Below are 23859 nucleotides of genomic sequence, written 5' to 3'. Positions count from 1 at the left end.
GCATTNCACTGTGGGAGCGGGCTTGCTCGCGAAGGCGCCGTGTCAGACAACATCACTGTCAACTGACACATCGCTTTCGCGAGCAAGCCCGCTCCCACAAGGGTTAGTCGCAATTTCCGACCATAGCCGTCGGAATTGGTTATTTTTTGTGCTATATTCCACGCCCGCGATTTTTCATCTCAACACCGGTCACCGTCATGCAAACAGCCAAGCCGTTATTTGACTATCCCAAGTACTGGGCCGAATGTTTCGGTCCTGCGCCATTCCTGCCGATGAGCAGGGAGGAGATGGATCAGCTTGGCTGGGATTCCTGCGACATCATCATCGTCACCGGTGATGCGTACGTGGATCACCCCTCGTTCGGTATGGCCATCATCGGCCGGCTGCTGGAGTCCCAGGGCTTTCGCGTCGGGATCATTGCCCAGCCGAACTGGCAGTCCAAAGACGACTTCATGAAGCTCGGCGAGCCGAACCTGTTCTTCGGCGTCGCGGCCGGCAACATGGACTCGATGATCAACCGCTACACCGCCGACAAGAAGATTCGTTCCGACGACGCCTACACCCCTGGCGGTATGGCTGGCAAACGCCCGGACCGCGCGAGCCTGGTGTACAGCCAGCGCTGTAAAGAAGCCTACAAGAACGTGCCGATCGTACTCGGTGGCATCGAAGCGTCCCTGCGCCGCATCGCCCACTACGACTACTGGCAAGACCGCGTGCGCAATTCGATCCTGATCGACGCCTGCGCCGACATCCTGCTGTACGGCAACGCCGAGCGGGCTATCGTCGAAGTCGCCCAGCGTTTGTCCTGGGGCCACAAGATCGAAGACATCACTGACGTGCGCGGCACCGCGTTCATTCGCCGTGACACGCCTGAAGGCTGGTACGAAGTGGACTCCACGCGTATCGACCGCCCGGGCAAGATCGACAAGATCATCAACCCGTACGTGAATACCCAGGACACCCAGGCTTGCGCCATTGAGCAGGAAAAAGGCCCGGTTGAAGACCCGGAAGAAGCCAAGGTCGTGCAGATCCTGGCCAGCCCGCGCATGACCCGCGACAAGACCGTGATTCGCCTGCCATCGGTAGAGAAAGTCCGTGGCGACGCGGTTCTGTACGCTCACGCCAACCGCGTGCTTCACCTGGAAACCAATCCGGGCAACGCCCGCGCGCTGGTGCAGAAGCATGGCGAAGTCGACGTCTGGTTCAACCCGCCGCCCATCCCGATGACCACCGAAGAAATGGACTACGTGTTTGGCATGCCTTACGCCCGTGTCCCGCACCCGGCGTACGGCAAGGAAAAGATCCCGGCCTACGACATGATCCGTTTCTCGGTGAACATCATGCGTGGCTGCTTCGGCGGCTGTACTTTCTGCTCGATCACCGAGCACGAAGGCCGGATCATCCAGAACCGTTCCGAAGAGTCGATCATTCGCGAAATCGAAGAGATCCGCGACAAGGTTCCAGGTTTTACCGGCGTGATCTCCGACCTCGGCGGCCCGACCGCGAACATGTACCGCATCGCTTGCAAGAGCCCGGAAATCGAATCTGCATGCCGTAAGCCGTCGTGCGTATTCCCTGGCATCTGCCCGAACCTGAACACCGACCACTCGTCACTGATTCAGCTGTACCGCAGCGCCCGTGCGTTGCCGGGTGTGAAGAAGATTTTGATTGCTTCCGGCCTGCGCTATGACCTCGCGGTCGAGTCGCCGGAATACGTTAAAGAGTTGGTGACCCACCACGTCGGTGGTTACCTCAAGATCGCCCCGGAACACACCGAGGAAGGTCCGCTCAACCAGATGATGAAGCCGGGCATTGGCAGCTATGACAAGTTCAAGCGCATGTTCGAGAAGTACACCAAGGAAGCGGGCAAGGAGCAGTACCTGATTCCTTACTTCATCGCCGCCCACCCGGGCACCACCGATGAAGACATGATGAACCTGGCCCTGTGGCTCAAGGGCAACGGCTTCCGCGCCGACCAGGTGCAGGCGTTCTACCCGTCGCCGATGGCCACCGCCACCGCGATGTACCACTCGGGCAAGAACCCGCTGCGCAAGGTCACCTACAAGAGCGACGCGGTGACCATCGTCAAGAGCGAAGAGCAGCGCCGTCTGCACAAAGCGTTCCTGCGCTACCACGACCCGAAAGGCTGGCCGATGCTGCGTGAAGCATTGACCCGCATGGGCCGTGCCGACCTGATCGGGCCGGGCAAGGACCAATTGATCCCGCTGCACCAGCCGGCCACCGACAGCTACCAGAGCGCCCGTCGCAAGAACTCGACGCCGGCCGGCAGCCATAAGGTTGCCAAGGAAAAGACCACCAAGATCCTGACCCAGCACACCGGCCTGCCACCGCGTGCCAGCGATGGCGGCAATCCGTGGGACAAGCGTGAACAGGCCAAGGCGGCGGCATTCGCCCGCAACCAGCAGGCGGCCAAGGATCGCAAGGACGCGGCCAAAGGCAAAGGGCCCAAGCCTGCGCGTAAGCCGGTTGTACCGCGCTAAACGCTGACCGCTGATAACAGAACGCCAACCTTCGGGTTGGCGTTTTGCGTTGTGCGCCACGTGTTCCCACGCTCTGCGTGGGAATGCCTCAAGGGACGCTCCGCGTTCCAATGGGACGCAGAGCGTCCCGGGCTGNGTACAGCCGCAGCAAATTCAGCTGACAGCCCACTGGCCGCAACATTTCCGTGCAACTCCTTCCAACCAATTTCCCGCATCGCCCGATTTTGGTGCTGTACTGCCTCAAGCAACCGAAGAAAGCGCCAGCGCCGCTGGATGGCATAAGTCTTGCGCGCTTTCCCAATACGCTTAAGGCTCGCAGGAGGCACGCCGTGTCGATTCATGTCGCATTGCACCACGTCACGCATTACCGCTANGACCGCGCTGTCGAACTCGGCCCACAGATCGTGCGTTTACGCCCGGCGGCCCACAGTCGCACGCGGATTTTGTCCTACGCACTGAAAGTGCTGCCCGAGCAGCATTTCATCAATTGGCAACAAGACCCCCAGGGTAACTACCTGGCGCGGTTGGTGTTCCCGGAGAAAACCGATGAGCTGCGCATCGAGGTCGATCTGCTGGCGGAAATGGCGGTGTTCAATCCGTTCGACTTCTTCCTCGAGCCCTATGCGGAAAAGATCCCGTTCACCTACGCCGCTGACGAGCAGCGAGAGCTGGCGCCGTACCTGGAAACCCTGCCGCTGACGCCGAAGTTTGCCGCTTACCTGGCGGGCATCGACCGCACGCCCTTGCCGGCCGTGGATTTCCTGGTGGCGCTCAATCAGCGCCTGAGCGAAGACATCGGCTACCTGATCCGCATGGAGCCGGGGGTGCAGACACCCGAGCACACCCTTGAACATGCCTCCGGTTCCTGCCGCGATTCGGCCTGGCTGCTGGTGCAATTGCTGCGCAACCTGGGGTTGGCGGCGCGCTTTGTGTCGGGCTACTTGATCCAACTGACCGCCGACGTCAAAGCCCTCGACGGCCCGTCCGGCACCGAAGTGGACTTCACCGACCTGCACGCCTGGTGCGAAGTGTATTTGCCCGGCGCCGGCTGGATCGGCCTGGACGCTACCTCAGGGTTATTCGCTGGTGAAGGCCATATCCCGTTGGCCTGTAGTCCTGATCCATCGTCCGCCGCACCGATCAGTGGGCTGGTGGAACCGTGCGAGTGCGAATTTACCCACGAGATGTCGGTGGAGCGCATTTGGGAAGCACCTCGGGTTACCAAGCCCTACACCGAAGAACAATGGCTGGCGATCCAGGCACTGGGCCGGCAGATCGATGGCGACCTGCTCAAGGACGACGTACGCCTGACCATGGGCGGCGAACCGACCTTCGTCTCCATCGACGACCCCGACGGCGCCGAGTGGAACACCGCCGCCCTCGGGCCGGACAAACGTCGGCTGTCCGCCGAGCTGTTCCAACGCATGCGTAAGCACTACGCGCCCAAGGGCCTGGTGCACTTCGGTCAGGGCAAGTGGTACCCCGGCGAGCAGTTGCCGCGCTGGTCGCTCAACTGCTATTGGCGGCGCGACGGCGTGCCGATCTGGCACAACACCGCGCTGATAGCCGATGAGCAGCAAGACTACGGCGCCGATGGCGAGTTGGCCGGGCGTTTTCTATCGAGTGTCGCCGAACGCCTGAACATTCCGACACGTTTTGTTTTCCCCGCCTACGAAGACAATTTCTATTACCTCTGGCGCGAAGGCACGTTGCCGCTGAACGTCAGCGCTGAAGATTCACGTCTCGAAGAACCGTTGGAGCGGGCGCGCCTGCGTAAAGTCTTCAGCCAGGGCCTGGACAAGGTGATCGGCCAGGTCCTGCCACTGGCGCGCACCGCCAAGGGCGATCAATGGCAAACCGGTCGCTGGTACCTGCGTGACGAGCATTGTCGGCTAGTGCCGGGGGATTCGCCGCTGGGTTATCGCTTGCCGCTGGCTTCACAGCCTTGGGTGAAAGCGGCCGAATATCCGTTCATTTACCCGAACGACCCCAACCAGGAATTCCCCGCGCTTCCGGACACTCAGCAGTTGAACAGCCCGGGCACGCCGGCCGAAGCGCTCGAGCGCGATCTGGAGGTCGACGAGTCCGCCGACTGGCTGACCCGCACCGCCTTGTGCGCCGAAGCGCGGGAAGGGCGCCTGTACCTGTTTATGCCGCCGCTGGAGCGCGTCGAGGACTATCTGGAATTGGTGGCCGTCATCGAAGCCACCGCCGAGGAGCTGCACTGCCCGGTATTGCTGGAAGGCTACGAGCCGCCGTTCGACACGCGTTTGAGCAACTTCCGGGTCACGCCGGACCCGGGTGTGATTGAGGTCAACGTGCAGCCGTCCGCCACCTGGGATGAGCTGGTCGAGCGCACCGAGTTTCTCTACGAAGAAGCGCGCCAGACCCGACTGACCACCGAGAAATTCATGATCGACGGTCGTCACACGGGCACCGGCGGCGGCAACCATTTTGTGCTGGGCGGCGCGACGCCCAAGGACTCACCGTTCTTGCGCCGTCCCGATCTGCTGCGCAGCCTGATCAGTTACTGGCATAACCACCCGTCCTTGTCCTACCTGTTTTCCGGATTGTTCATCGGCCCGACGTCCCAGGCGCCGCGTGTCGATGAAGCGCGCAACGATGCCTTGTACGAACTGGAAATCGCCTTCGCCCAGATGCCCGAACCGGGCGAGGAGTGCGCGCCGTGGCTGGTCGACCGGTTGCTGCGCAACCTGCTGATCGACGTGACGGGCAACACCCACCGCGCCGAGTTCTGCATCGACAAACTCTACTCGCCCGACGGCGCCACGGGGCGCCTGGGCCTGCTGGAACTGCGCGCCTTTGAAATGCCGCCCCATGCGCGCATGAGCCTGACCCAGCAATTGCTGCTGCGGGCCTTGGTCGCACGCTTCTGGCGTGAGCCGTATGCGCCGCCGAAACTGGCGCGCTGGGGTACGGAACTGCACGANCGGTTCCTGTTGCCACACTTTATCGAGCAGGATTTCGCCGATGTGATCGTCGATCTCAATGCCGCCGGTTATCCCGTGCGGGCGGAGTGGTTTGCCGCGCATCTGGAATTTCGTTTTCCCAAGGTCGGCGATTACGCGGTCAGCGGCATCGAGTTGGAAGTGCGTCAGGCGCTGGAACCTTGGCATGTGCTGGGTGAGGAGGGCGCGGTCGGCGGCACGGTGCGCTACGTGGATTCGTCCCTGGAACGCTTGCAGGTGAAGCTCACCGGTCTGGCACCGCAGCGCTATTTGCTGACCTGCAACGGCGTTCCCGTGCCCTTGCANCCGACCGGGCGTGTCGGTGAGTTCGTGGCCGGCGTGCGTTATCGCGCCTGGCAACCGGCCAACTGCCTGCAACCGACTATCCCGGTGCACGCGCCGTTGGTGTTCGACGTGCTCGACACCTGGATGCAGCGCTCGCTGGGCGGCTGCCAGTACCACGTCGCCCACCCGGGAGGGCGCAATTACGACAGCTTGCCGGTGAATGCCAATGAGGCCGAGAGCCGACGGATGGCGCGTTTCTTCCGCATCGGACACAGCCCGGGGAAACTTCCGATACCGATTCTGGAAATTAATGACGAGCTGCCGATGACGCTCGATTTACGACGTTTCTAAACCGTACACGACGCTCGGATTTTTCGTCTATCCGGGCGTCATGAGCCTGCGTTAGTCTGACCGTTCTTTGCTGTCTGCCGAGCTTTCCATGCCCGACTTGCTCGACCGTTACCCGCTGACCGCGGGCACTTATCACGAACTGCTGGACGACAGTGGCGCGGTGCGTGCCCATTGGCAGCGCTTGCTCGATCACCTGCAACGCAGCACGCCTGCGCAACTGGCCCAGCGCCAGGCACTGCTGACCCGGCAGATCCAGGAAAACGGCGTGACCTATAACGTCTACGCCGACCCCAAGGGCGCGGATCGCCCGTGGGAGCTGGATTTGCTGCCGCATGTGATTGCCGCTGATGAATGGCAGCAGTTATCGGCCGGGATCGCCCAGCGAGCTCGGCTGTTGAACGCCGTGCTAGCTGATCTCTACGGCCCGCAGCGGTTGATTGCCGAAGGGCTGCTGCCGGCTGAACTGGTATTCGGCCACAACAATTTTCTCTGGCCCTGTCAGGGCATCACGCCGCCGGACGGGGCCTTTCTGCACCTGTATGCCGTGGACTTGGCGCGCACGCCGGATGGCCGCTGGTGGGTCACCGCCGACCGCACCCAGGCACCGTCGGGTGCCGGTTATGCGTTGGAAAACCGCACCATCGTGTCCCGGGCCTTTCCNGAGTTGTACCGCGACCTGAAAGTGCAGCATCTGACCGGNTTCTTCCGCACGCTCCAGGAAACCCTGGCCCGCCAGGCCCCCAGCGACGACCAGTCGCCGCTGATCGTGCTGCTGACCCCGGGGCGATTCAACGAAAGCTATTTCGAACATTTGTACCTGGCACGCCAGCTCGGTTATCCGCTGGTAGAAGGTGGCGACCTGACGGTGCGCGATGCCACGGTTTACCTGAAGACCCTCAGTGGCCTGCGCCGGGTTCACGCGATCATGCGTCGGCTCGACGACGACTTCTGCGATCCGCTTGAGTTGCGTACCGACTCGGCCCTCGGCGTGCCCGGCCTGCTCGATGCCGTGCGCCAGGGCAATGTGCTGGTGGCCAATGCCCTCGGCAGTGGCGTACTGGAGTCGCCCGGGTTGCTCGGCTTTTTGCCGAAGATCAACCAGTTCCTGTTCGGCGAAGAATTGATCCTGCCGTCGATCGCCACTTGGTGGTGCGGTGAAGCGCCGGTGTTGGCCGAGGCTTTGGAGAAGCTGCCGGATTTGCTGATCAAACCCGCGTTTCCGTCGCAAAGCTTCAGCCCGGTATTTGGCCGCGATTTGAATGAGGAACAACGCCAGGCCCTGGCCGAACGCATGCGCGCAAGGCCTTACGCCTACGTTGCGCAAGAATTGGCGCAATTGTCCCAGGCGCCGATCTGGCAGGCCGAGGACGGTCAACTGCAACCGCGAGCCATCGGAATGCGTGTGTATGCAGTGGCCAGTCGCGACGGCTATCGAGTTTTGCCCGGCGGTTTGACCCGGGTGGCCGCCGAAGCAGACGCCGAGGTGGTATCGATGCAGCGCGGCGGTGCGAGCAAGGACACTTGGGTGTTGGGGGATCGTCCTCCCAGCGGCGAGCAATGGAAAACCCAGCGCACAATCGGTGTGCATGACCTGGTTCGACGCGATCCGTACCTGCCGTCGCGGGTGGTCGAGAACCTGTTCTGGTTTGGCCGCTATTGCGAGCGCTGTGACGACAGCGCGCGATTGTTGCGGATCATGCTGGCGCGCTACGTCGATGGCGATGACCCGCAGGCTCTGGAAGCGGCGGTCGACCTCGGCGAGCGACTGAATCTGTTGCCAGACGAAGGTGAGTTGCCCGAGCGGCTGTTGGCGGCGCTACTCGGCGATGATTGGCCCTTCAGCCTGCGCTCCAACCTGCAGCGCTTGCAGTGGGCTGCCTCGCAAGTGCGCGGCAAGCTCTCGCGGGAAAACTGGCAGGCGCTGGTGGAGTTGCAGCGTGAAGCCATGGAGCTGGAAACCGAAGAGCCGGATTTCGGCGAGTTGCTGGATTTCCTCAACCGCCTGGTGATGTCCCTGGCGGCGCTGTCCGGCTTTGCCCTCGACGACATGACCCGGGATGAAGGCTGGCGTTTTCTGATGATCGGTCGGCGGATCGAGCGCCTGCAATTTCTCAGTGCCAGCCTGGCGGCGTTTCTGCGCGGTGCCGGTGCCTTCGATCAGGCCGGGCTGGAGTGGCTGCTGGAACTGGGCAACAGCAGCATCACCTATCGTTCGCGCTACCTGGCGGTGCCGCAGCTGATTCCGGTGCTCGACCTGCTGCTGCTGGACGAGCAGAACCCGCANGCGGTGCTGTTCCAGTTGAAACTGGTGACCCGCACACTGAAACGCTTGAACGACGATTTCGGCGCGCCTCGCGAAGCGGGTCTGCCACAACTGGTGGAGCGCCTGGCGCGTTTCGATCTGGGTTGCCTGGAAAACTCGCTGTTCGGCGAAGCCAGCGTTCGCGCCGCCATCAACGGTCTGGCCGATTTGCTGCAAGCAGTCGCCGATGAGAGCGGGCAAGTGTCGGATCGCCTGGCCTTGCGCCATTTTGCCCATGTGGATGATGTCAGCCAGCACACGGTGTCCGTCTGATGAGCGCCCGTTACCAGATACTCCACGACACCCATTATCACTACGACAGCCCGGTGTCCCTGGCCCAGCAACTCGCACACCTGTGGCCACGGGCCTGTGCCTGGCAGCGATGCACCGAGCAGCACTTGCAGATCAGTCCCGACCCGACCGCGCGCCGGGATGAGCTGGATGTGTTTGGCAATCCGCTGACCCGGTTGGCGTTTGAGCGGCCGCACGATGAATTGCTGGTCAACGCCCGGCTTACGGTCGAGGTGCTGGCCCGGCCAACGCTGGATTTCAATCAATCCCCCGCGTGGGAAGAAACCCGCAATGCGCTGACCTACAGCAGCCGGCCGCTTTCTACAGCGTTACTGGAAGCGTGCCGTTACCGGTTCGAATCGCCCTATGTGCATTTGAAACGCAACTTTGTCGAGTTCTCGGAAAGCTGTTTTCCACCGGGGCGACCTTTGTTGCTGGGCGTCCAGGCGCTGATGGAGAAGATCTTCAGCGAGTTCACGTTCGATGCCGAAGCCACCCAGGTCGCCACGCCGCTGGTGGAAGTGCTGGAGCGCCGTCGCGGCGTGTGCCAGGACTTCGCCCATCTGATGCTCGCCTGCCTGCGCTCGCGGGGCCTGGCGGCGCGTTACATCAGCGGGTACCTGCTGACCCAGCCACCGCCCGGCCAGCCACGGCTGATCGGCGCCGATGCGTCCCACGCGTGGGTTTCGGTGTATTGCCCGGTGTCGGGCTGGGTAGATTTCGATCCGACCAACAATGTGCANCCGGCGCTGGAGCACATCACCCTGGCCTGGGGACGGGATTTTTCCGATGTGTCGCCGTTGCGTGGGGTGATTCTGGGGGGCGGCAGTCATGATCCCGAGGTGCGGGTGACGGTTATGCCACTGGAGTAACAGAAATCAAATGTGGGAGCGGGCTTGCTCGCGAAAGCGATCACACAGTCACATAGATGNTGNAGCGCACACTGGCTTCATTGTTGGCGCGTTTGAAGGCGCAAGGGCAGTTGGTCAGTGACACTCAAGCGCTGGGGCAGTTGGTGGAGCAGATCACCATGACGCTGCTGTTCTCGCTGGACTATCAGCGGATTCTTGATCGCGAGGGTGAAGTCAGGTTGGTGGTGTATCAGATCATGATGCTGGTGGCGCCGCATTTGCTGCCGCCGATCAAAGTGGCGACCGAGCACCTGGCGCTGCAATACCTGGAAGAACACGACTAACTCTGCACACCGCTAAATCATGTGGGAGCGGGCTTGCTCGCGAAAGCGATCACACAGTCACATAGATGTTGGATGTGCCGCCGCTTTCGCGAGCAAGCCCGCTCCCACAAGGAAATGTGCAATTCTTGAGAAGGGGTGTTTCAAATTGGCCTGTGAGGGTCAGCAAGGAACTGCTGACCCTGGACACAGATCCGGTGGGCCTGATCAGATCATCGGGCCCTGAGGGTCTCAGGCGTCGGGCGCCTGATCTTTCGGTGCTTCAGTTTCGTCTGTAGCCACTTCGCCTTCGGCATCCGGGTTCAGTGCTGCTGCTTCTTCTTCTGCAGTGGCTTTCTTGCGTTGCAGCTTTTCCTCTTTCTTCTGCTCCTTGGCCAAGTCTCTCTGACGTTTGGCGAAGGAGTAATTAGGTTTGGCCATGGGCGATCCTCTGGGGTCGAAGGTGAGGTTGAGCGGCGCATATTCTGCCCTGTATCGGGACCGAGCCGTTAGCTGGGTTTTTGCTCTGTCCATTTGGGCACCACTGTCGGCTGCCAAGCGTCCAGCGCATCGATCAGGGTTTGCGGCGATTCGCTCACTTGCAGCATGTCACGGTGCGCTTCGCGAACGAAGCCTTCGCCGACGATATGATCAAGAAAACCGGTCAATTTGCTGTAGAAACCGTTCACTTCCAGCAACCCGAGCGGTTTGCCGTGGTAGCCGAGCTGGACCCAGGTCCAGACTTCGAACAGTTCTTCCAGGGTGCCGAGTCCACCGGGCAGCGCAATGAAGGCGTCGCTGAGCTCTGCCATCCGCGCCTTTCGCGCATGCATGCCGTCGACCACTTCCAGACGCGTCAGGCCGCTGTGGCCGATTTCCTTGTCTTTGAGGCTTTGCGGAATGATCCCGATCACTTCGCCACCGACTGCCAGTGCCGCATCGGCGACGATGCCCATCAGCCCGACGGCGCCGCCGCCATAGACCAGGGTCAGCTTGCGCTCGGCCAATGCTCGCCCGAGGGCGACAGCCGCTTCACGATAAGCCGGATTGGTGCCGGTGCTGGCACCGCAAAATACACAAATGGACGCTAAAGACATGCCTTACTCCACGGTCAGGATGGCCACAGAGTAAAGCCACGCGAGCGGCGCTCCAAGGTCTAAACTTCGCGTTCAGGTGTTTCGTAGGTGCCGCTGGCGCCGCAGGCATAGGCGGCGAGCAAACTGCGCAACAGGCTGTTAAAGGACATGACAGGCGCTCCAGATGAGGGATGACGGCCTGATGATAGGGCCGGGCCAGGCGTCTGGCTGGTAGATTGTTTCGATAGGTGTCATAGCCCGAAAGTTGTATACAATTTTTGATTCAGGTCATAGGAACTTGCGAAGTTTTCAGGCAGTCTTCTGTCCATTCGCACTTTTGTTAACCCTGCCTTGGAGATTCACCATGTTTGCCAAACTTGTTGCGGTATCCCTGCTGACACTGGCCAGCGGCCAGTTGCTTGCTGCAGAGTGCAAGGTCACCGTCGACTCCACCGACCAAATGTCCTTCGACAAAAAGGCCATTGAAATCGACAAGAGCTGCAAGACGTTCACCGTTGAGCTGACTCACTCCGGCAGCTTGCCGAAGAACGTGATGGGGCATAACTGGGTGCTGAGCAAAACTGCTGATATGCAGCCGATCGCAACCGACGGCCTGGCTGCCGGTATTGACAAGAACTACTTGAAAGAAGGTGATACACGCATCATTGCCCACACCAAAATCATTGGTGCTGGCGAAACCGATTCGGTGACCTTTGACGTATCGAAACTGGCAGCTGGCGAAAGCTACGGCTTTTTCTGCTCGTTCCCGGGCCACATCTCGATGATGAAAGGTACGGTTACCCTGAAGTAATCGATTCGAGTACATAAAAAAAGCGTCCCGATTGGGACGCTTTTTTTGGCCTGACGAAAGACCGAGTCATCGTTCTTCGCGGGCAAGCCTCGCTCCCACAAGGACAGCGCTGATCCTGTGGGAGCGAGCTTGCTCGCGATGGCGTCATTACAGACGCCAATAGTTTCAAGGTGCGAAAGGCATCACCCGCTTGTGATGCGTCTTCTTATACGTATCGCAAATGATCCGGAACGCTTCCTCACGCACCGGCTCTCCGTGCAGGAATGCGTCGATCTCTGCATAGGTCACGCCGTGGGACGCTTCGTCCGGTTTGCCCGGCGACAGGTCTTCCAGGTCGGCAGTCGGGATTTTTTCAACCAGCGATTCCGGCGCGCCGAAACTACGGGCAATGTCTCGAACCTGGTTTTTCACCAGCCCGCTCAACGGTGCCAGATCGCAGGCGCCATCACCGAACTTGGTGAAAAAGCCCATCACCGCTTCCGCCGCGTGGTCGGTGCCGATCACCAGGCCACNCGCCGCGCCGGCGATGGTGTACTGGGCGACCATGCGCATCCGCGCCTTGGTGTTGCCAAGCACGAAATCCACCGAGACCGCGTGCTTGCCTTCGAAGGCCGCCACTTCACTGGCCAGGGATTTTACCGCCGGGCCGATGTTCACAGTGTGGCGCTCGTCCGGCTCGATGAAGTCCACCGAGGCCTGGGCGTCGNTTTCATCGAACTGGGTTTCGTAAGGCAGGCGCACGGCGATGAACTTGTAGCTTTTGTCGCTGGTTTGCTCGCGCAACTCACGCATGGCGCGTTGGGCCAGCAGGCCGGCGGTCAGGGAATCGACGCCGCCGCTGATGCCCAGCACCAATGTCTTGAGCCCGGAATTGCGCAGGCAGTCCTGGATAAAGGTTACGCGGCGGGCAACTTCAGCCTCCAGGGCGGCGTGGTCGGCGAATGGCGGCTGAACCTTGAGCTGCTCAGCAATCTCACGCTGTACGGCTTGCATGAATTCACTCCTTGCTAGTGGTGCCAGATGTGCTGGAAAGGGCGGCAGGTACTTTGAAAACGTGTCGCAAATAGGCGACGAAATTCGGGTCGGTGCAGTGGGTCTTGCCCGCTTCATCAGAGATTTTCGCGACGGGCTGACCATTGCAGGCGGTCATTTTAAGCACGATGCTCATTGGCTCAACACCTGGAATGTCGCAGGTCAGGTTGGTGCCGATACCAAAGCTCACATTAATCCGACCGCGCAACGCCCGGAATATTTCCAGGGATTTGGGCAGTGTCAGGCTGTCGGAGAACGTCAGGGTCTTGCTCATCGGGTCGATGCCCAGCTTTTGATAGTGGGCGATCGCCTTTTCTGCCCAGATCACCGGATCGCCGGAGTCATGGCGCAGGCCATCGAACAGCTTGGCGAAGTACAAGTCGAAGTCGCTGAGGAAGGCGTCGGTGGTGATGCAGTCGGTCAGGGCGATCCCCAGCAGGCCACGGTATTCGCGGACCCAGCAGTCGAGGGCGGCAATCTGGCTGTCGATCAACCGTGGACCGAGCTGCTGATGCGCCATGATCCATTCGTGGGCCATGGTGCCCAAAGGCTTCATGTCCAGTTCCCGTGACAGATGCACGTTGCTGGTGCCGACGAAACGCCCGGGGAAGTCATGCTTGAGCACGCTCACCACTTCTTCCTGCACCCGGTACGAGAAACGACGGCGTGTGCCGAAATCGGCTACCTGCAATTCGGACAACTCATCGCTGCTGGCGTTGGCGGTCAGCCAGTCGAATTTGCGGTAGAGCTGCTCGCGAGCCTGTTCCAGAACGATGGTCTGGTAGCGGTAGCGGTTACGCACTTCGCTGACGATGGCCAGCATCGGCACTTCAAACAGGATCACATGCAGCCACGGCCCGCGCAGGCGGATAAACAGTTCGCCATTCTCGATGCCGGTTTGCACATAACGAAGGTTGAAGCGGAACAGCCCGAGGAAGCGCAGGAAGTCCGGCTTCATGAAGCTGATGCGCTCCAGGAAACCCAACTGNTCGGCGCTCAGGCTCAACTCGGCCAGGCGTTCGATCTGGAAACGTATCTCTGCCAGATACGGGCGCAGATCCTCACTGTTACGGCAACGAAACTCCCATTCAACGTCCACATTCGGGTAGTTGTGCAGCACCGCCTGCATCATGGTCAGCTTGTAGAAGTCGGTGTCGAGCAGGTTCTGCACGATGCGATCGGCAAACACACTCTCGCTCATAACGGGAATCTCCAGACGGATCGGCGATGGGCGCCGACCTTTACGCACAATTAAGGAATGGCGCTAGTGGCGCATNTAAGGTCCTGCTCGATACCCTGCAAAACCTTTGATTCCGGGCTTTTGTGGCGAGGGAGCTTGCGCCCGCCGGGGTGCGAAGCGCCCCCAAAATCTTTGCGACTGCTGCGCAGCCGAGCGGGACGGTGCGGCGATCCGACAAGCTCCCTCGCCACAGGTTGTTCTTACAGANTGGCGGTGGTGCAGCCAAAAAATAACTAAACCTGCTCCATCATCCACTTCACAAAGTCGCGCACCTTGGGCACTTCCGCCGAATGCTCCGGGTACGCCAGGTAATACGCATCCTGGCTGGGCATCGCGTGCTGCCAGGGTATGACCAGTTTGCCGTCGGCCAATTCCTCTTCCACCAGAAAACGCGGCAGCAGTGCCACGCCGCAGCCGACCTGGGCGGCGCGGATGCACATATAAAAAGTTTCGAAGCGCGGGCCGTGGTAGCTGTGTTCGGTGTGGTAGCCCTGGCTGGCGAACCAGTCATGCCAGCCTTGCGGCCGCGAGGCGTTTTGCAGCAGCACGAGGTCAGCGAGCTGCGTAGGGTCGGTGAACGGCGTGTCCGGCAGACTGCCCGGCGCACAGACGGGCACCAGCTCCTCGCCAAACAGCTTCAGGCATTCGGTGCCGGGCCGCGAGCCCTGGCCGAAGTAGAACGCCAGGTCGCTGCGACCTTGCAGCAAATCGTCGGCTTCCTGCTCGCTGCACAGGTCCAGGTGGATTTGCGGGTGGCGCAAACGCCAGCCCTTCAGGCGCGGCACCAGCCAGCGCGCGCCGAAGGTGTAGGGCGTGGACACGCGAAGTACTTCGGTCTCGCCGCCGTAGGAGCGCAGGTAATGGGTCGACATCTCGACCTGGGTGAGGATTTTTCTTACCTCCACCAGATACAAATCACCGGCCGGGGTCATTTGCAGGCGTCGGCGCACCCGGCGGAACAACAAGTGCTGCAACAACTCTTCGAGTTGCGCGACCTGTTTGCTGACGGCGCTCTGGGTCAGGTTCAGCTCTTCGGCGGCCCGGGTGAAGCTCAAATGCCGGGTCACGGCCTCGAAACACTGCAGCGCGGTGATCGACGGCAAATAGCGTTTATTCAGCATGGACGGTCCTTTTTCTTGTTTCTTTTACTGCCAGCAATTCAAAGCATGAATAAACGGAATGATATCTCTCTTAAAGGTCGTTTGTTGGGTAACCTCCGGGGAGCTAAAACTACAGGTCTGATCAGCCGTGAATATCCGGCTGCACGTTTTCTGTTTTTTGCTCGAGGAGTGACCCATGGTTGCCGCATTGCTTGATCGTCTTGGTGTGAACCCGGCCCTGTACCAGAACGGCAAAGTGCCGGTGCATTCGCCGATCGATGGCAGCCGGATCGCTGCCGTGAACTGGGAAGGCGCCGCTGAAGTCGAGCAGCACATCAGTCGTGCAGATCATGCGTTCGAATTGTGGCGCAAGGTCCCGGCCCCGCGCCGTGGCGAGCTGGTGCGCCAACTGGGCGACATGCTGCGCGAATATAAGGCCGACCTGGGCGAGCTGGTGTCCTGGGAAGCCGGCAAAATCACCCAGGAAGGGTTGGGTGAAGTGCAGGAAATGATCGACATCTGCGATTTCGCGGTCGGTCTGTCCCGCCAGTTGTACGGCTTGACCATCGCTTCCGAGCGCCCGGGCCACCACATGCGTGAAACCTGGCACCCGCTGGGCGTGGTCGGCGTGATCAGCGCCTTCAACTTCCCGGTCGCCGTATGGGCGTGGAACACCACGCTGGCGCTGGTGTGCGGCAACGCGGTGATCTGGAAACCGTCGGAAAAGACACCACTCACCGCATTGGCGTGCCAGGCGTTGTTCGAGCGCGTACTGAAGAAATTCACCGATGCCCCCGAGTACCTCAGCCAAGTGATCATTGGCGGCCGCGACGCCGGCGCTGCACTGGTGGATGACCCGCGTGTCGCGCTGATCAGCGCCACCGGCAGCACCCGCATGGGCCGCGAAGTGGCGCCGAAAATCGCCGCGCGTTTCGCCCGCAGCATCCTCGAGCTGGGCGGCAACAACGCGATGATCCTCGGCCCAAGCGCCGACCTGGACATGGCCGTACGCGCGATCCTGTTCAGTGCCGTCGGCACTGCCGGCCAACGCTGCACCACCCTGCGCCGGCTGATCGCCCATGAGTCGGTCAAGGAAGAAATCGTCACTCGCCTCAAGGCCGCTTATTCCAAGGTGCGCATCGGCCACCCGCTGGAAGGCAACCTGATCGGTCCGCTGATCGACAAACACGGTTTCGAAAACATGCAGGACGCCCTGGAACAAGCCTTGAGCGAAGGCGGCAGGGTGTTCGGCGGCAAGCGTCAGTTGGAAGATAAATTCCCGAATGCCTACTACGTCTCGCCGGCCATCGTTGAAATGCCCGAGCAGAGCGATGTCGTCCGTGACGAAACCTTCGCGCCGATTCTGTATGTGGTCGGTTACAAGGACTTCGNCGAGGCACTGCGCCTGAACAATGCTGTGCCGCAAGGCCTGTCTTCGTGCATCTTTACCACCGATGTGCGTGAAGCCGAGCAGTTCATGTCGGCGGTGGGCAGTGACTGCGGCATCGCCAACGTCAATATCGGCCCGAGCGGCGCGGAAATCGGCGGCGCGTTTGGCGGTGAGAAAGAGACCGGTGGCGGGCGTGAGTCGGGTTCGGATGCGTGGCGCGGGTATATGCGTCGCCAGACCAACACCGTGAACTATTCGCTGGAGTTGCCGTTGGCTCAGGGCATCACGTTCGACTAAACACAGTTCTTGAACCCATGAAGAACCCTGTGGGAGCGAGCTTGCTCGCGATGAGGGCCTGTCAGCCGACATCAATGTCGACTGACAGGTAGCAATCGCGAGCAAGCTCGCTCCCACAATGAATGGTGTGTGGATTGGTTAGGTTTCTGTTGGAGTCTGGCAATGCCGTTACGCGAAGAGTGTCTGTGGGAAAAACTGACGCCGCAAAGGCCTGACAACGCGGCGCTCAAGGGTGAAGTGAAGGTTGATGTCTGCGTCATCGGCGCCGGTTTCACCGGTTTGTCGGCGGCAGTGCATCTGCTGGAAAAAGGTAAAACGGTCTGCGTGCTCGAAGCCCATCGCGCCGGTCACGGCGGTTCCGGGCGTAACGTCGGGCTGGTCAACGCCGGCCTGTGGATTCCCCCGGATGAGATCGAAGCCGGTTTCGGCGAAGCGGTGGGCAGCCAGCTCAACCGCATGTTGGGCGCGGCGCCATCGCTGGTGTTCAGCCTCATCGACAAATACAACATCGATTGCCAATTGCGCCGCGAGGGCACCTTGCACATGGCGCACAACGCTCGTGGCGAAGCTGATCTGCGCAGTCGTGAAGAACAATGGAAACGTCGCGGCGCGCCGGTCGAGCTGCTGACCGGACAAGCCTGCGAGCAAGCGACGGGCACCAAAAAGATCGCCGCCGCGTTGCTCGACAAGCGTGCCGGCACGATCAACCCGATGGCTTACACCACGGGCCTGGCCAAAGCGGCCATCAGCCTCGGCGGTCAGCTGTTCGATCATTCCCCGGTGACCCGACTCGAACGTCAGGGCCAACGCTGGTCAGTGCAAACTGCTCAGGGTTCAGTGCTCGCCGAGCAAGTCGTCATCGCCTCCAACGCTTACACCGAAGGCGACTGGACGGAGTTGCGGCGCAATTTCTTCCCCGGTTATTACTATCAAGTGGCGTCGGTCCCGCTGACCGAAGACGCCGCGCAGCAAATTCTGCCCGGCGGCCAGGGTTCCTGGGACACGCGCCAGGTATTGAGCAGTATTCGTCGCGACAAAGACGGTCGTCTGTTGCTGGGCAGTCTCGGCAACGGCAATCAGAAACCGGCCTGGTTCCTCAAGGCATGGGCCGATCGGGTGCAGCAGCACTACTTCCCCTACCTCAAACCCGTGGAATGGGAATGCACCTGGACCGGTTGCATCGCGTTTACCCCCGACCATTTGATGCGTTTATTCGAGCCAGCGCCCGGTTTAGTGGCAGTCACCGGTTACAACGGCCGGGGCGTGACGACGGGGACGGTGGTCGGCAAAGCCTTTGCCGATTATCTGTGTAACGGAAATCCTCAGGCGCTACCGATTCCCTTCGCCCCCATGCAGCCATTGGCCGGGGTGGGTTTGCGCAGTTGTCTGTACGAGGCCGGTTTCTCGCTGTATCACGCAGGCCAGTGCTTGCGGATCGTTATTTGATTGTTGAAATTTGTTGCTGGGAGCGGCGCTTTTTCGCGCAGCGACTAGCCTGTAAAAGGTGCGGGTTGTAGCAGTTCCGCACCAGCAGTGTGCACTTCGGTGACGCACGTTGTTACAGGCTGGTTGCACGTCGTTTGGCGCCGCGGTTGCAATGATGGCGCGCGTGGGTTGCGCCTTTAAAAATAATTGGTTTCACCTTCCGCGGTTTAGACGGTTGCACGCCCAATGAAAATGGGATCGAAACAGTCGAAATAACAATAAAGCAGCGACTTTTTTCAGAATAAAAAACCGATGGCACGGCCCTTGCTCTGAGCATTCAGAGAAGTCGCAGTGCCAACTAAAAAAAAACTTGGAGCACCACCTCATGTCCCAGACGTTTTACAAGAAAGGCTTTCTGGCCCTCGCCATTGCAACGGCGCTGGGTGTTTCTACGTTTGTTCAAGCTGATGTGAAGATTGGCGTGGCGGGCCCGATGACGGGCGCCAACGCGGCATTTGGCGAGCAGTACATGAAGGGTGCACAGGCTGCAGCCGACGCGGTCAACGCGGCGGGCGGCGTTAACGGGGAAAAAATCGTACTGGTGAAGGGCGATGACGCCTGCGAACCGAAACAGGCTGTGACGGTCGCCAAGGACCTGACCAACCAGAAAGTCGCCGGCGTGGTCGGTCACTTCTGCTCCTCGTCGACCATCCCGGCCTCCGAGATCTACGACGAAGCGGGCATCATTGCAATCACCCCAGGTTCCACCAACCCGGCAGTGACCGAACGCGGCCTGAGCGCCATGTTCCGTATGTGCGGGCGTGACGATCAGCAAGGCATCGTCGCCGGCGACTACATCGTCGACGTGCTCAAGGGCAAGAAGGTCGCTGTNCTGCACGACAAGGACACCTACGGTCAAGGCCTGGCTGACGCTACCGCTGCCCAGTTGACCAAGCGCGGCGTGAAGCCGGTGCTGGAAGAAGGCCTGACCCGTGGCGAGAAAGACTTCAGCGCCCTGGTCACCAAAATCCGCTCCACCGGTGCTGACGTGGTTTATTTCGGCGGCCTGCACCCGGAAGCCGGTCCACTGGTTCGCCAGATTCGTGAAGCCGGCCTCAAAGACGTCAAGTTCATGTCCGATGACGGCATCGTGACCGACGAACTGGTCGCGACCGCTGGCGGCAAGCAGTACGTCGATGGCGTGTACATGACCTTCGGCGCTGACCCGCGCCTGCTGCCGGACAGCAAGACCGTGGTGGAAGAGTTCCGCAAAAACGGCACCGAGCCTGAAGGCTACACCCTGTACGCCTACGCTTCGATCCAGGCCCTGGCAGCCGGCTTCAACGGTGCCAAGTCCGACAAGGGCGAAGATGCAGCCAAGTGGCTGAAAGCTCACCCGGTTAAAACCGTTATGGGCGAGAAGACCTGGGACGCCAAGGGCGACCTGAAAATCTCCGACTACGTGGTTTACCAGTGGGACAAAGACGGCAAATACCACCAGCTGGAAAAACAGAAGTGATATGACCTGCTGATCTGCCCGGTGCCTTGTGCGCCGGGCAGTCAATGAACATGTCCGTGCAGTACCTGTCTTTTCTCGTAGAGCTGCACACAACCGTGTTGCCCCGGCGGCTGAACCCCGGTCCGTTGCACCCGGCTTCTGTGCAGTCTCTCAAATGCGTGAGATTGCGTTATGGATGGTATTTTCCTGCAGCAACTGGTCAACGGCCTGACCCTCGGGTCGGTCTATGGCCTGATCGCCATCGGCTACACAATGGTCTATGGCATCATTGGCATGATCAACTTCGCCCACGGCGAGGTTTATATGATTTCCGCTTACCTCGCGGCGATCAGTCTGGCACTGCTGGCATACTTCGGTATTGAATCCTTCCCGCTGTTGATGCTCGGCACCCTGATCTTCACCATCGTAGTTACGGCGGTGTATGGCTGGGTCATCGAGCGCGTCGCCTACAAACCGCTGCGCAACTCCACCCGACTGGCACCGCTGATCAGCGCCATCGGTATCTCGCTGATCCTGCAGAACTACGCCCAGATTGCTCAGGGCGCGAAACAACAAGGTATTCCCACCCTGCTGGCCGGCGCCTGGCGTGTCGATATCGGCAGCGGGTTCGTGCAGTTGACCTACACCAAGGTGTTCATCCTGGTGGCCGCGTTTCTCGGCATGGGGCTGCTGACCTACATCATCAAATACACCAAGCTCGGCCGCATGTGCCGTGCCACCCAGCAAGACCGCAAGATGGCGTCGATCCTGGGGATCAACACCGACCGCGTGATNTCCTACGTNTTCATNATCGGTGCAGCGATGGCGGCCCTGGCCGGCGTGCTGATTACCCTGAATTACGGCACGTTCGACTTCTACGCCGGCTTCATCATCGGCATCAAGGCGTTTACCGCAGCGGTACTCGGCGGCATCGGTTCCCTGCCTGGGGCCATGCTCGGCGGAATCATCCTGGGTATCTCCGAGTCGCTGTTCTCGGGGTTGATCAACTCTGACTACAAAGACGTTTTCAGCTTCTCGCTGCTCGTTCTCGTTCTGGTCTTTCGGCCCCAAGGCCTGCTCGGCCGTCCTCTTGTGTCGAAGGTGTAAGCGATGTCTTCAACCACTAAAAAAACCATTGATCTCAAAAGAAGCCTGGTTGACGCGATTCTTGCCGGCCTTGTCGCCCTGATTGTGTTCGGCCCGATTGTCGGCGTGGTCCTCGACGGCTACGGCTTCAATCTGGAACCGGCCCGTGTGGCGGTCCTGGTCGCCATCGTGATGGTCGGCCGCTTTGCCATGAGCCTGTTCCTGCAAACCCCCAAGGGCCTGAAAATCCTTGAAGGCTTTGAAAGCACCGGCTCCGGGGTTCATGTACTGCCACCTGATTACAAATCCCGCTTGCGCTGGATTATCCCGCTGTTGATCCTCGTTGCCGTGGTGTTTCCGTTTTTTTCCAACTCCTACCTGCTGNNCGTGGTTATCCTCGGGCTGATCTACGTGTTGCTCGGCCTGGGCCTGAACATCGTGGTGGGCCTGGCCGGTCTTCTGGACCTGGGTTATGTGGCGTTCTACGCCATCGGTGCCTACGGCCTGGCATTGGGTTATCAATACCTCGGCCTGGGCTTTTGGACGGTGCTGCCCTTGGCCGCAATCTGTGCGGCGCTGGCGGGGTGCATACTCGGGTTCCCGGTGCTGCGAATGCACGGTGACTACCTGGCCATCGTGACCTTGGGGTTCGGTGAAATCATTCGCCTGATCCTCAACAACTGGCTGTCCCTGACCGGCGGCCCGAATGGCATGGCGGCTCCGTTGCCAACCTTCTTCGGCCTCGAGTTCGGCAAGCGCGCGAAGGAGGGGGGCGTCCCGTTCCATGAATTCTTCGGCATCGCCTATAACCCGGACGTGAAGTATTACTTCATCTATGCGGTGTTGTTCCTGGTGGTGCTGGCCGTGCTGTATATCAAGCATCGCCTGACCCGCATGCCGGTCGGCCGGGCCTGGGAAGCCTTGCGCGAAGATGAAATCGCCTGCCGCTCCATGGGCCTGAACCACGTACTGGTCAAGCTGTCGGCGTTCACCATCGGTGCGTCCACGGCCGGTCTGGCCGGGGTGTTCTTCGCCAGCTACCAGGGCTTCGTCAACCCATCGTCGTTTACCTTCTTCGAGTCGGCGCTGATCCTGGCCATTGTGGTCCTCGGCGGCATGGGCTCGACCATCGGCGTGGTGATTGCAGCCTTCGTGCTGACCGTTGCCCCGGAACTGCTGCGCGGCTTTGCGGAATACCGCGTGCTGCTGTTTGGCGTGTTGATGGTGGTGATGATGATCTGGCGACCGCGCGGCCTGATTCGAATCAGCCGAACCGGTGTGACCCCGCGTAAAGGAGTAGCGCCATGAGCGAAGTCGTACTCTCGGTCGAGAAGCTGATGATGCACTTCGGCGGCATCAAGGCGTTGAGCGATGTCAGCCTCAAGGTTCAACGCAACTCGATCTTCGCCCTGATCGGCCCCAACGGCGCCGGCAAGACCACCGTGTTCAACTGCCTCACCGGCTTCTACAAAGCCAGTGGCGGCAAGATCGAACTCAATACCCGCGGCGAGCGCACCGATGTCATCCAGCTGCTGGGCGAATCGTTCAAAGCCACGGATTTCGTTTCGCCGAAAAGCTTCCTCAGCCGCGTGTATTACAAGATGTTCGGCGGCACCCACCTGGTGAACCGCGCCGGCTTGGCGCGGACCTTCCAGAACATTCGCCTGTTCAAGGAAATGTCGGTGCTGGAAAACCTGCTGGTGGCCCAGCACATGTGGGTCAACCGCAACATGCTTGCGGGCATCCTCAACACCAAAGGCTATCGCAAGGCCGAAAGCGACGCCCTCGACCACGCGTTCTACTGGCTGGAAGTGGTCGACCTGGTGGACTGCGCCAACCGCCTGGCCGGTGAGCTTTCCTACGGCCAGCAGCGCCGCCTGGAAATCGCCCGGGCCATGTGCACCCGGCCGCAGATCATTTGCCTGGACGAACCGGCAGCGGGCCTCAACCCGCAGGAAACCGAAGCGCTCAGCGCGATGATTCGCCTGCTGCGCGACGAACACGATCTCACGGTGGTGCTGATCGAACACGACATGGGCATGGTAATGAGTATTTCCGACCACATCGTGGTGCTCGACCACGGCAACGTCATCGCCGAGGGCGGCCCGGAAGCGATTCGCAACGACCCGAAAGTGATTGCGGCCTATCTGGGCGCTGATGAAGAGGAAGTGGTGCTATGAGTCAACCCATCCTCGAACTCAAGGATCTGGATGTGTTTTACGGGCCGATCCAGGCCCTGAAAAAAGTCTCGCTGCACATTAACGAAGGCGAAACCGTCAGCCTGATCGGCTCCAACGGCGCGGGTAAATCCACGCTGCTGATGTCGATCTTCGGCCAGCCACGGGCCGAGTCCGGGCAGATCATTTATCAGGGCGTGGACATCACCCACAAGTCGTCGCACTACATCGCGTCCAACGGCATCGCTCAGTCGCCGGAAGGGCGGCGGGTGTTCCCCGACATGACCGTCGAGGAAAACCTGCTGATGGGCACCATCCCGATTGGCGATAAATTCGCCNNCGAGGACATGCAGCGCATGTTCGAGCTGTTTCCGCGGCTCAAGGAGCGCCGTAACCAGCGCGCCATGACCATGTCCGGCGGTGAACAGCAGATGCTCGCCATCGCCCGTGCGTTGATGAGTCGGCCCAAGCTGTTGTTGCTCGATGAGCCGAGCCTGGGGCTGGCGCCGATCGTGGTGAAACAGATCTTCGCGACCCTGCGGGAACTGGCGAGTACCGGCATGACCATCTTCCTGGTCGAGCAGAACGCCAACCACGCGTTGAAGCTGTCGGACCGGGCATACGTGATGGTCAACGGCGAGATCCGCATCACGGGCACCGGCAAGGAGCTGCTGGTCAACGAGGAGGTGCGTAACGCCTATCTCGGCGGGCATTGATGCTCCGCTGAAATATCCACAGCCTCGACGAGCAATCGCCGGGGCTTTTTTACATCCCCAATACTCCCCTGATCCCTGTGGGAGCGAGCTTGCTCGCGATAGCGTCATCACCGTCACAATTGTGGTGACTGACCCACCGCC

Annotated in this window: 17 protein-coding genes and 1 pseudogene; 13 read left to right on the top strand and 5 right to left on the bottom strand. The window is 60.5% G+C overall.

All coding sequences use genetic code 11. The annotated features are described in order from the left end of the window. The first annotated feature begins 197 nt into the window (after positions 1 to 197). The 5 genes and pseudogenes from B7L09_RS14540 to B7L09_RS14520 form a co-directional block, all read left to right on the top strand. On the top strand, positions 198 to 2501 hold the full coding sequence (locus B7L09_RS14540; RefSeq protein WP_094469398.1) for a YgiQ family radical SAM protein: 2304 nt from the start codon (positions 198 to 200) through the stop codon (positions 2499 to 2501). Between the two features lie 329 nt (positions 2502 to 2830). Beyond that, complete coding sequence (locus B7L09_RS14535) at positions 2831 to 6106, top strand: transglutaminase family protein (RefSeq protein ID WP_094469397.1); 3276 nt, start codon at positions 2831 to 2833, stop codon at positions 6104 to 6106. A gap of 88 nt (positions 6107 to 6194) precedes the next feature. Then, a complete protein-coding gene (locus tag B7L09_RS14530; protein ID WP_094469396.1) occupies positions 6195 to 8681 on the top strand; it encodes a circularly permuted type 2 ATP-grasp protein in 2487 nt (828 codons plus the stop codon). After that, a complete protein-coding gene (locus B7L09_RS14525) occupies positions 8681 to 9571 on the top strand; it encodes a transglutaminase family protein (RefSeq protein WP_094469395.1) in 891 nt (296 codons plus the stop codon). The genes B7L09_RS14530 and B7L09_RS14525 overlap by 1 nt, the downstream gene beginning before the upstream one ends. Positions 9572 to 9636: 65 nt before the next feature. Next, positions 9637 to 9894, top strand: a pseudogene (locus tag B7L09_RS14520) (TetR/AcrR family transcriptional regulator); the annotation flags it as partial. 228 nt (positions 9895 to 10122) lie between these two features. Here B7L09_RS14520 and B7L09_RS14515 read toward each other — a convergent pair. Together B7L09_RS14515 and B7L09_RS14510 are read right to left on the bottom strand one after the other, a co-directional pair. Continuing rightward, on the bottom strand, positions 10123 to 10311 hold the full coding sequence (locus tag B7L09_RS14515) for a hypothetical protein (protein ID WP_007947526.1): 189 nt from the start codon (positions 10309 to 10311) through the stop codon (positions 10123 to 10125). Positions 10312 to 10379: 68 nt separating this feature from the next. Further along, entirely contained in the window at positions 10380 to 10967 is a 588-nt protein-coding gene (locus B7L09_RS14510; RefSeq protein ID WP_094469394.1) for a cytokinin riboside 5'-monophosphate phosphoribohydrolase, read from the bottom strand. A gap of 343 nt (positions 10968 to 11310) precedes the next feature. On the opposite strand from B7L09_RS14510, the gene azu reads away from it, so the two are divergent. Further along, complete coding sequence (gene azu / locus B7L09_RS14505) at positions 11311 to 11757, top strand: azurin (RefSeq protein WP_094469393.1); 447 nt, start codon at positions 11311 to 11313, stop codon at positions 11755 to 11757. A 165-nt stretch (positions 11758 to 11922) separates the two neighbouring features. Here azu and nadE read toward each other — a convergent pair whose 3' ends face one another. The 3 genes from nadE to B7L09_RS14490 all read right to left on the bottom strand — a co-directional run bounded on the left by nadE (position 11923) and on the right by B7L09_RS14490 (position 15150). After that, on the bottom strand, positions 11923 to 12750 hold the full coding sequence (gene nadE / locus B7L09_RS14500) for an NAD(+) synthase (protein ID WP_094469392.1): 828 nt from the start codon (positions 12748 to 12750) through the stop codon (positions 11923 to 11925). Positions 12751 to 12754: 4 nt separating this feature from the next. Then, positions 12755 to 13990: a nicotinate phosphoribosyltransferase gene (pncB, locus tag B7L09_RS14495; RefSeq protein ID WP_094469391.1), complete on the bottom strand. Its 1236-nt coding sequence runs from the start codon at positions 13988 to 13990 to the stop codon at positions 12755 to 12757. Between the two features lie 272 nt (positions 13991 to 14262). Then, the gene (locus tag B7L09_RS14490) at positions 14263 to 15150 is read right to left on the bottom strand and encodes a LysR family transcriptional regulator (protein WP_094469390.1); all 888 of its coding nucleotides are present in this window, start codon (positions 15148 to 15150) and stop codon (positions 14263 to 14265) included. Between the two features lie 175 nt (positions 15151 to 15325). Between B7L09_RS14490 and amaB the strand changes: the two genes are divergently transcribed. From amaB to B7L09_RS14455, 7 genes are all read left to right on the top strand, one after another. Then, complete coding sequence (gene amaB, locus B7L09_RS14485; RefSeq protein ID WP_094469389.1) at positions 15326 to 16816, top strand: L-piperidine-6-carboxylate dehydrogenase; 1491 nt, start codon at positions 15326 to 15328, stop codon at positions 16814 to 16816. Between the two features lie 162 nt (positions 16817 to 16978). Continuing rightward, entirely contained in the window at positions 16979 to 18262 is a 1284-nt protein-coding gene (gene amaA / locus B7L09_RS14480) for an L-pipecolate oxidase (RefSeq protein WP_094469388.1), read from the top strand. Positions 18263 to 18626: 364 nt separating this feature from the next. Beyond that, positions 18627 to 19760, top strand: coding sequence for an ABC transporter substrate-binding protein (locus B7L09_RS14475; RefSeq protein ID WP_094469387.1), 1134 nt, complete (start codon positions 18627 to 18629; stop codon positions 19758 to 19760). A gap of 171 nt (positions 19761 to 19931) precedes the next feature. After that, positions 19932 to 20846, top strand: coding sequence for an ABC transporter permease subunit (locus tag B7L09_RS14470; RefSeq protein ID WP_094469386.1), 915 nt, complete (start codon positions 19932 to 19934; stop codon positions 20844 to 20846). A gap of 3 nt (positions 20847 to 20849) precedes the next feature. Next, entirely contained in the window at positions 20850 to 22133 is a 1284-nt protein-coding gene (gene livM / locus B7L09_RS14465; protein ID WP_094469385.1) for a high-affinity branched-chain amino acid ABC transporter permease LivM, read from the top strand. Beyond that, the gene (locus B7L09_RS14460; RefSeq protein ID WP_094469384.1) at positions 22130 to 23005 is read left to right on the top strand and encodes an ABC transporter ATP-binding protein; all 876 of its coding nucleotides are present in this window, start codon (positions 22130 to 22132) and stop codon (positions 23003 to 23005) included. Before livM ends, B7L09_RS14460 begins: the two co-directional genes overlap by 4 nt. Continuing rightward, the gene (locus tag B7L09_RS14455; protein WP_094469383.1) at positions 23002 to 23718 is read left to right on the top strand and encodes an ABC transporter ATP-binding protein; all 717 of its coding nucleotides are present in this window, start codon (positions 23002 to 23004) and stop codon (positions 23716 to 23718) included. The genes B7L09_RS14460 and B7L09_RS14455 overlap by 4 nt, the downstream gene beginning before the upstream one ends. Positions 23719 to 23859 lie beyond the last annotated feature (141 nt).

Origin of the sequence: Pseudomonas mandelii (assembly GCF_002251635.1) — a bacterium.
GTDB classification, from domain to species: Bacteria; Pseudomonadota; Gammaproteobacteria; order Pseudomonadales; family Pseudomonadaceae; genus Aquipseudomonas; species Aquipseudomonas mandelii_B.
Note: the sequence above shows the minus strand (reverse complement) of the source record. Positions and strands in the feature narration are given on the sequence as shown.

What these genes read in the sequence shown, in the direction of transcription:
- B7L09_RS14540 (WP_094469398.1), top strand. Translation starts at nt 198, where the DNA reads ATGCAAACAGCCAAGCCGTTATTTGACTATCCCAAGTACTGGGCCGAA.
- B7L09_RS14515 (WP_007947526.1), bottom strand. Translation starts at nt 10,311, where the DNA reads ATGGCCAAACCTAATTACTCCTTCGCCAAACGTCAGAGAGACTTGGCC.
- B7L09_RS14510 (WP_094469394.1), bottom strand. Translation starts at nt 10,967, where the DNA reads ATGTCTTTAGCGTCCATTTGTGTATTTTGCGGTGCCAGCACCGGCACC.
- azu (WP_094469393.1), top strand. Translation starts at nt 11,311, where the DNA reads ATGTTTGCCAAACTTGTTGCGGTATCCCTGCTGACACTGGCCAGCGGC.
- B7L09_RS14490 (WP_094469390.1), bottom strand. Translation starts at nt 15,150, where the DNA reads ATGCTGAATAAACGCTATTTGCCGTCGATCACCGCGCTGCAGTGTTTC.
- amaA (WP_094469388.1), top strand. Translation starts at nt 16,979, where the DNA reads ATGCCGTTACGCGAAGAGTGTCTGTGGGAAAAACTGACGCCGCAAAGG.
- B7L09_RS14460 (WP_094469384.1), top strand. Translation starts at nt 22,130, where the DNA reads ATGAGCGAAGTCGTACTCTCGGTCGAGAAGCTGATGATGCACTTCGGC.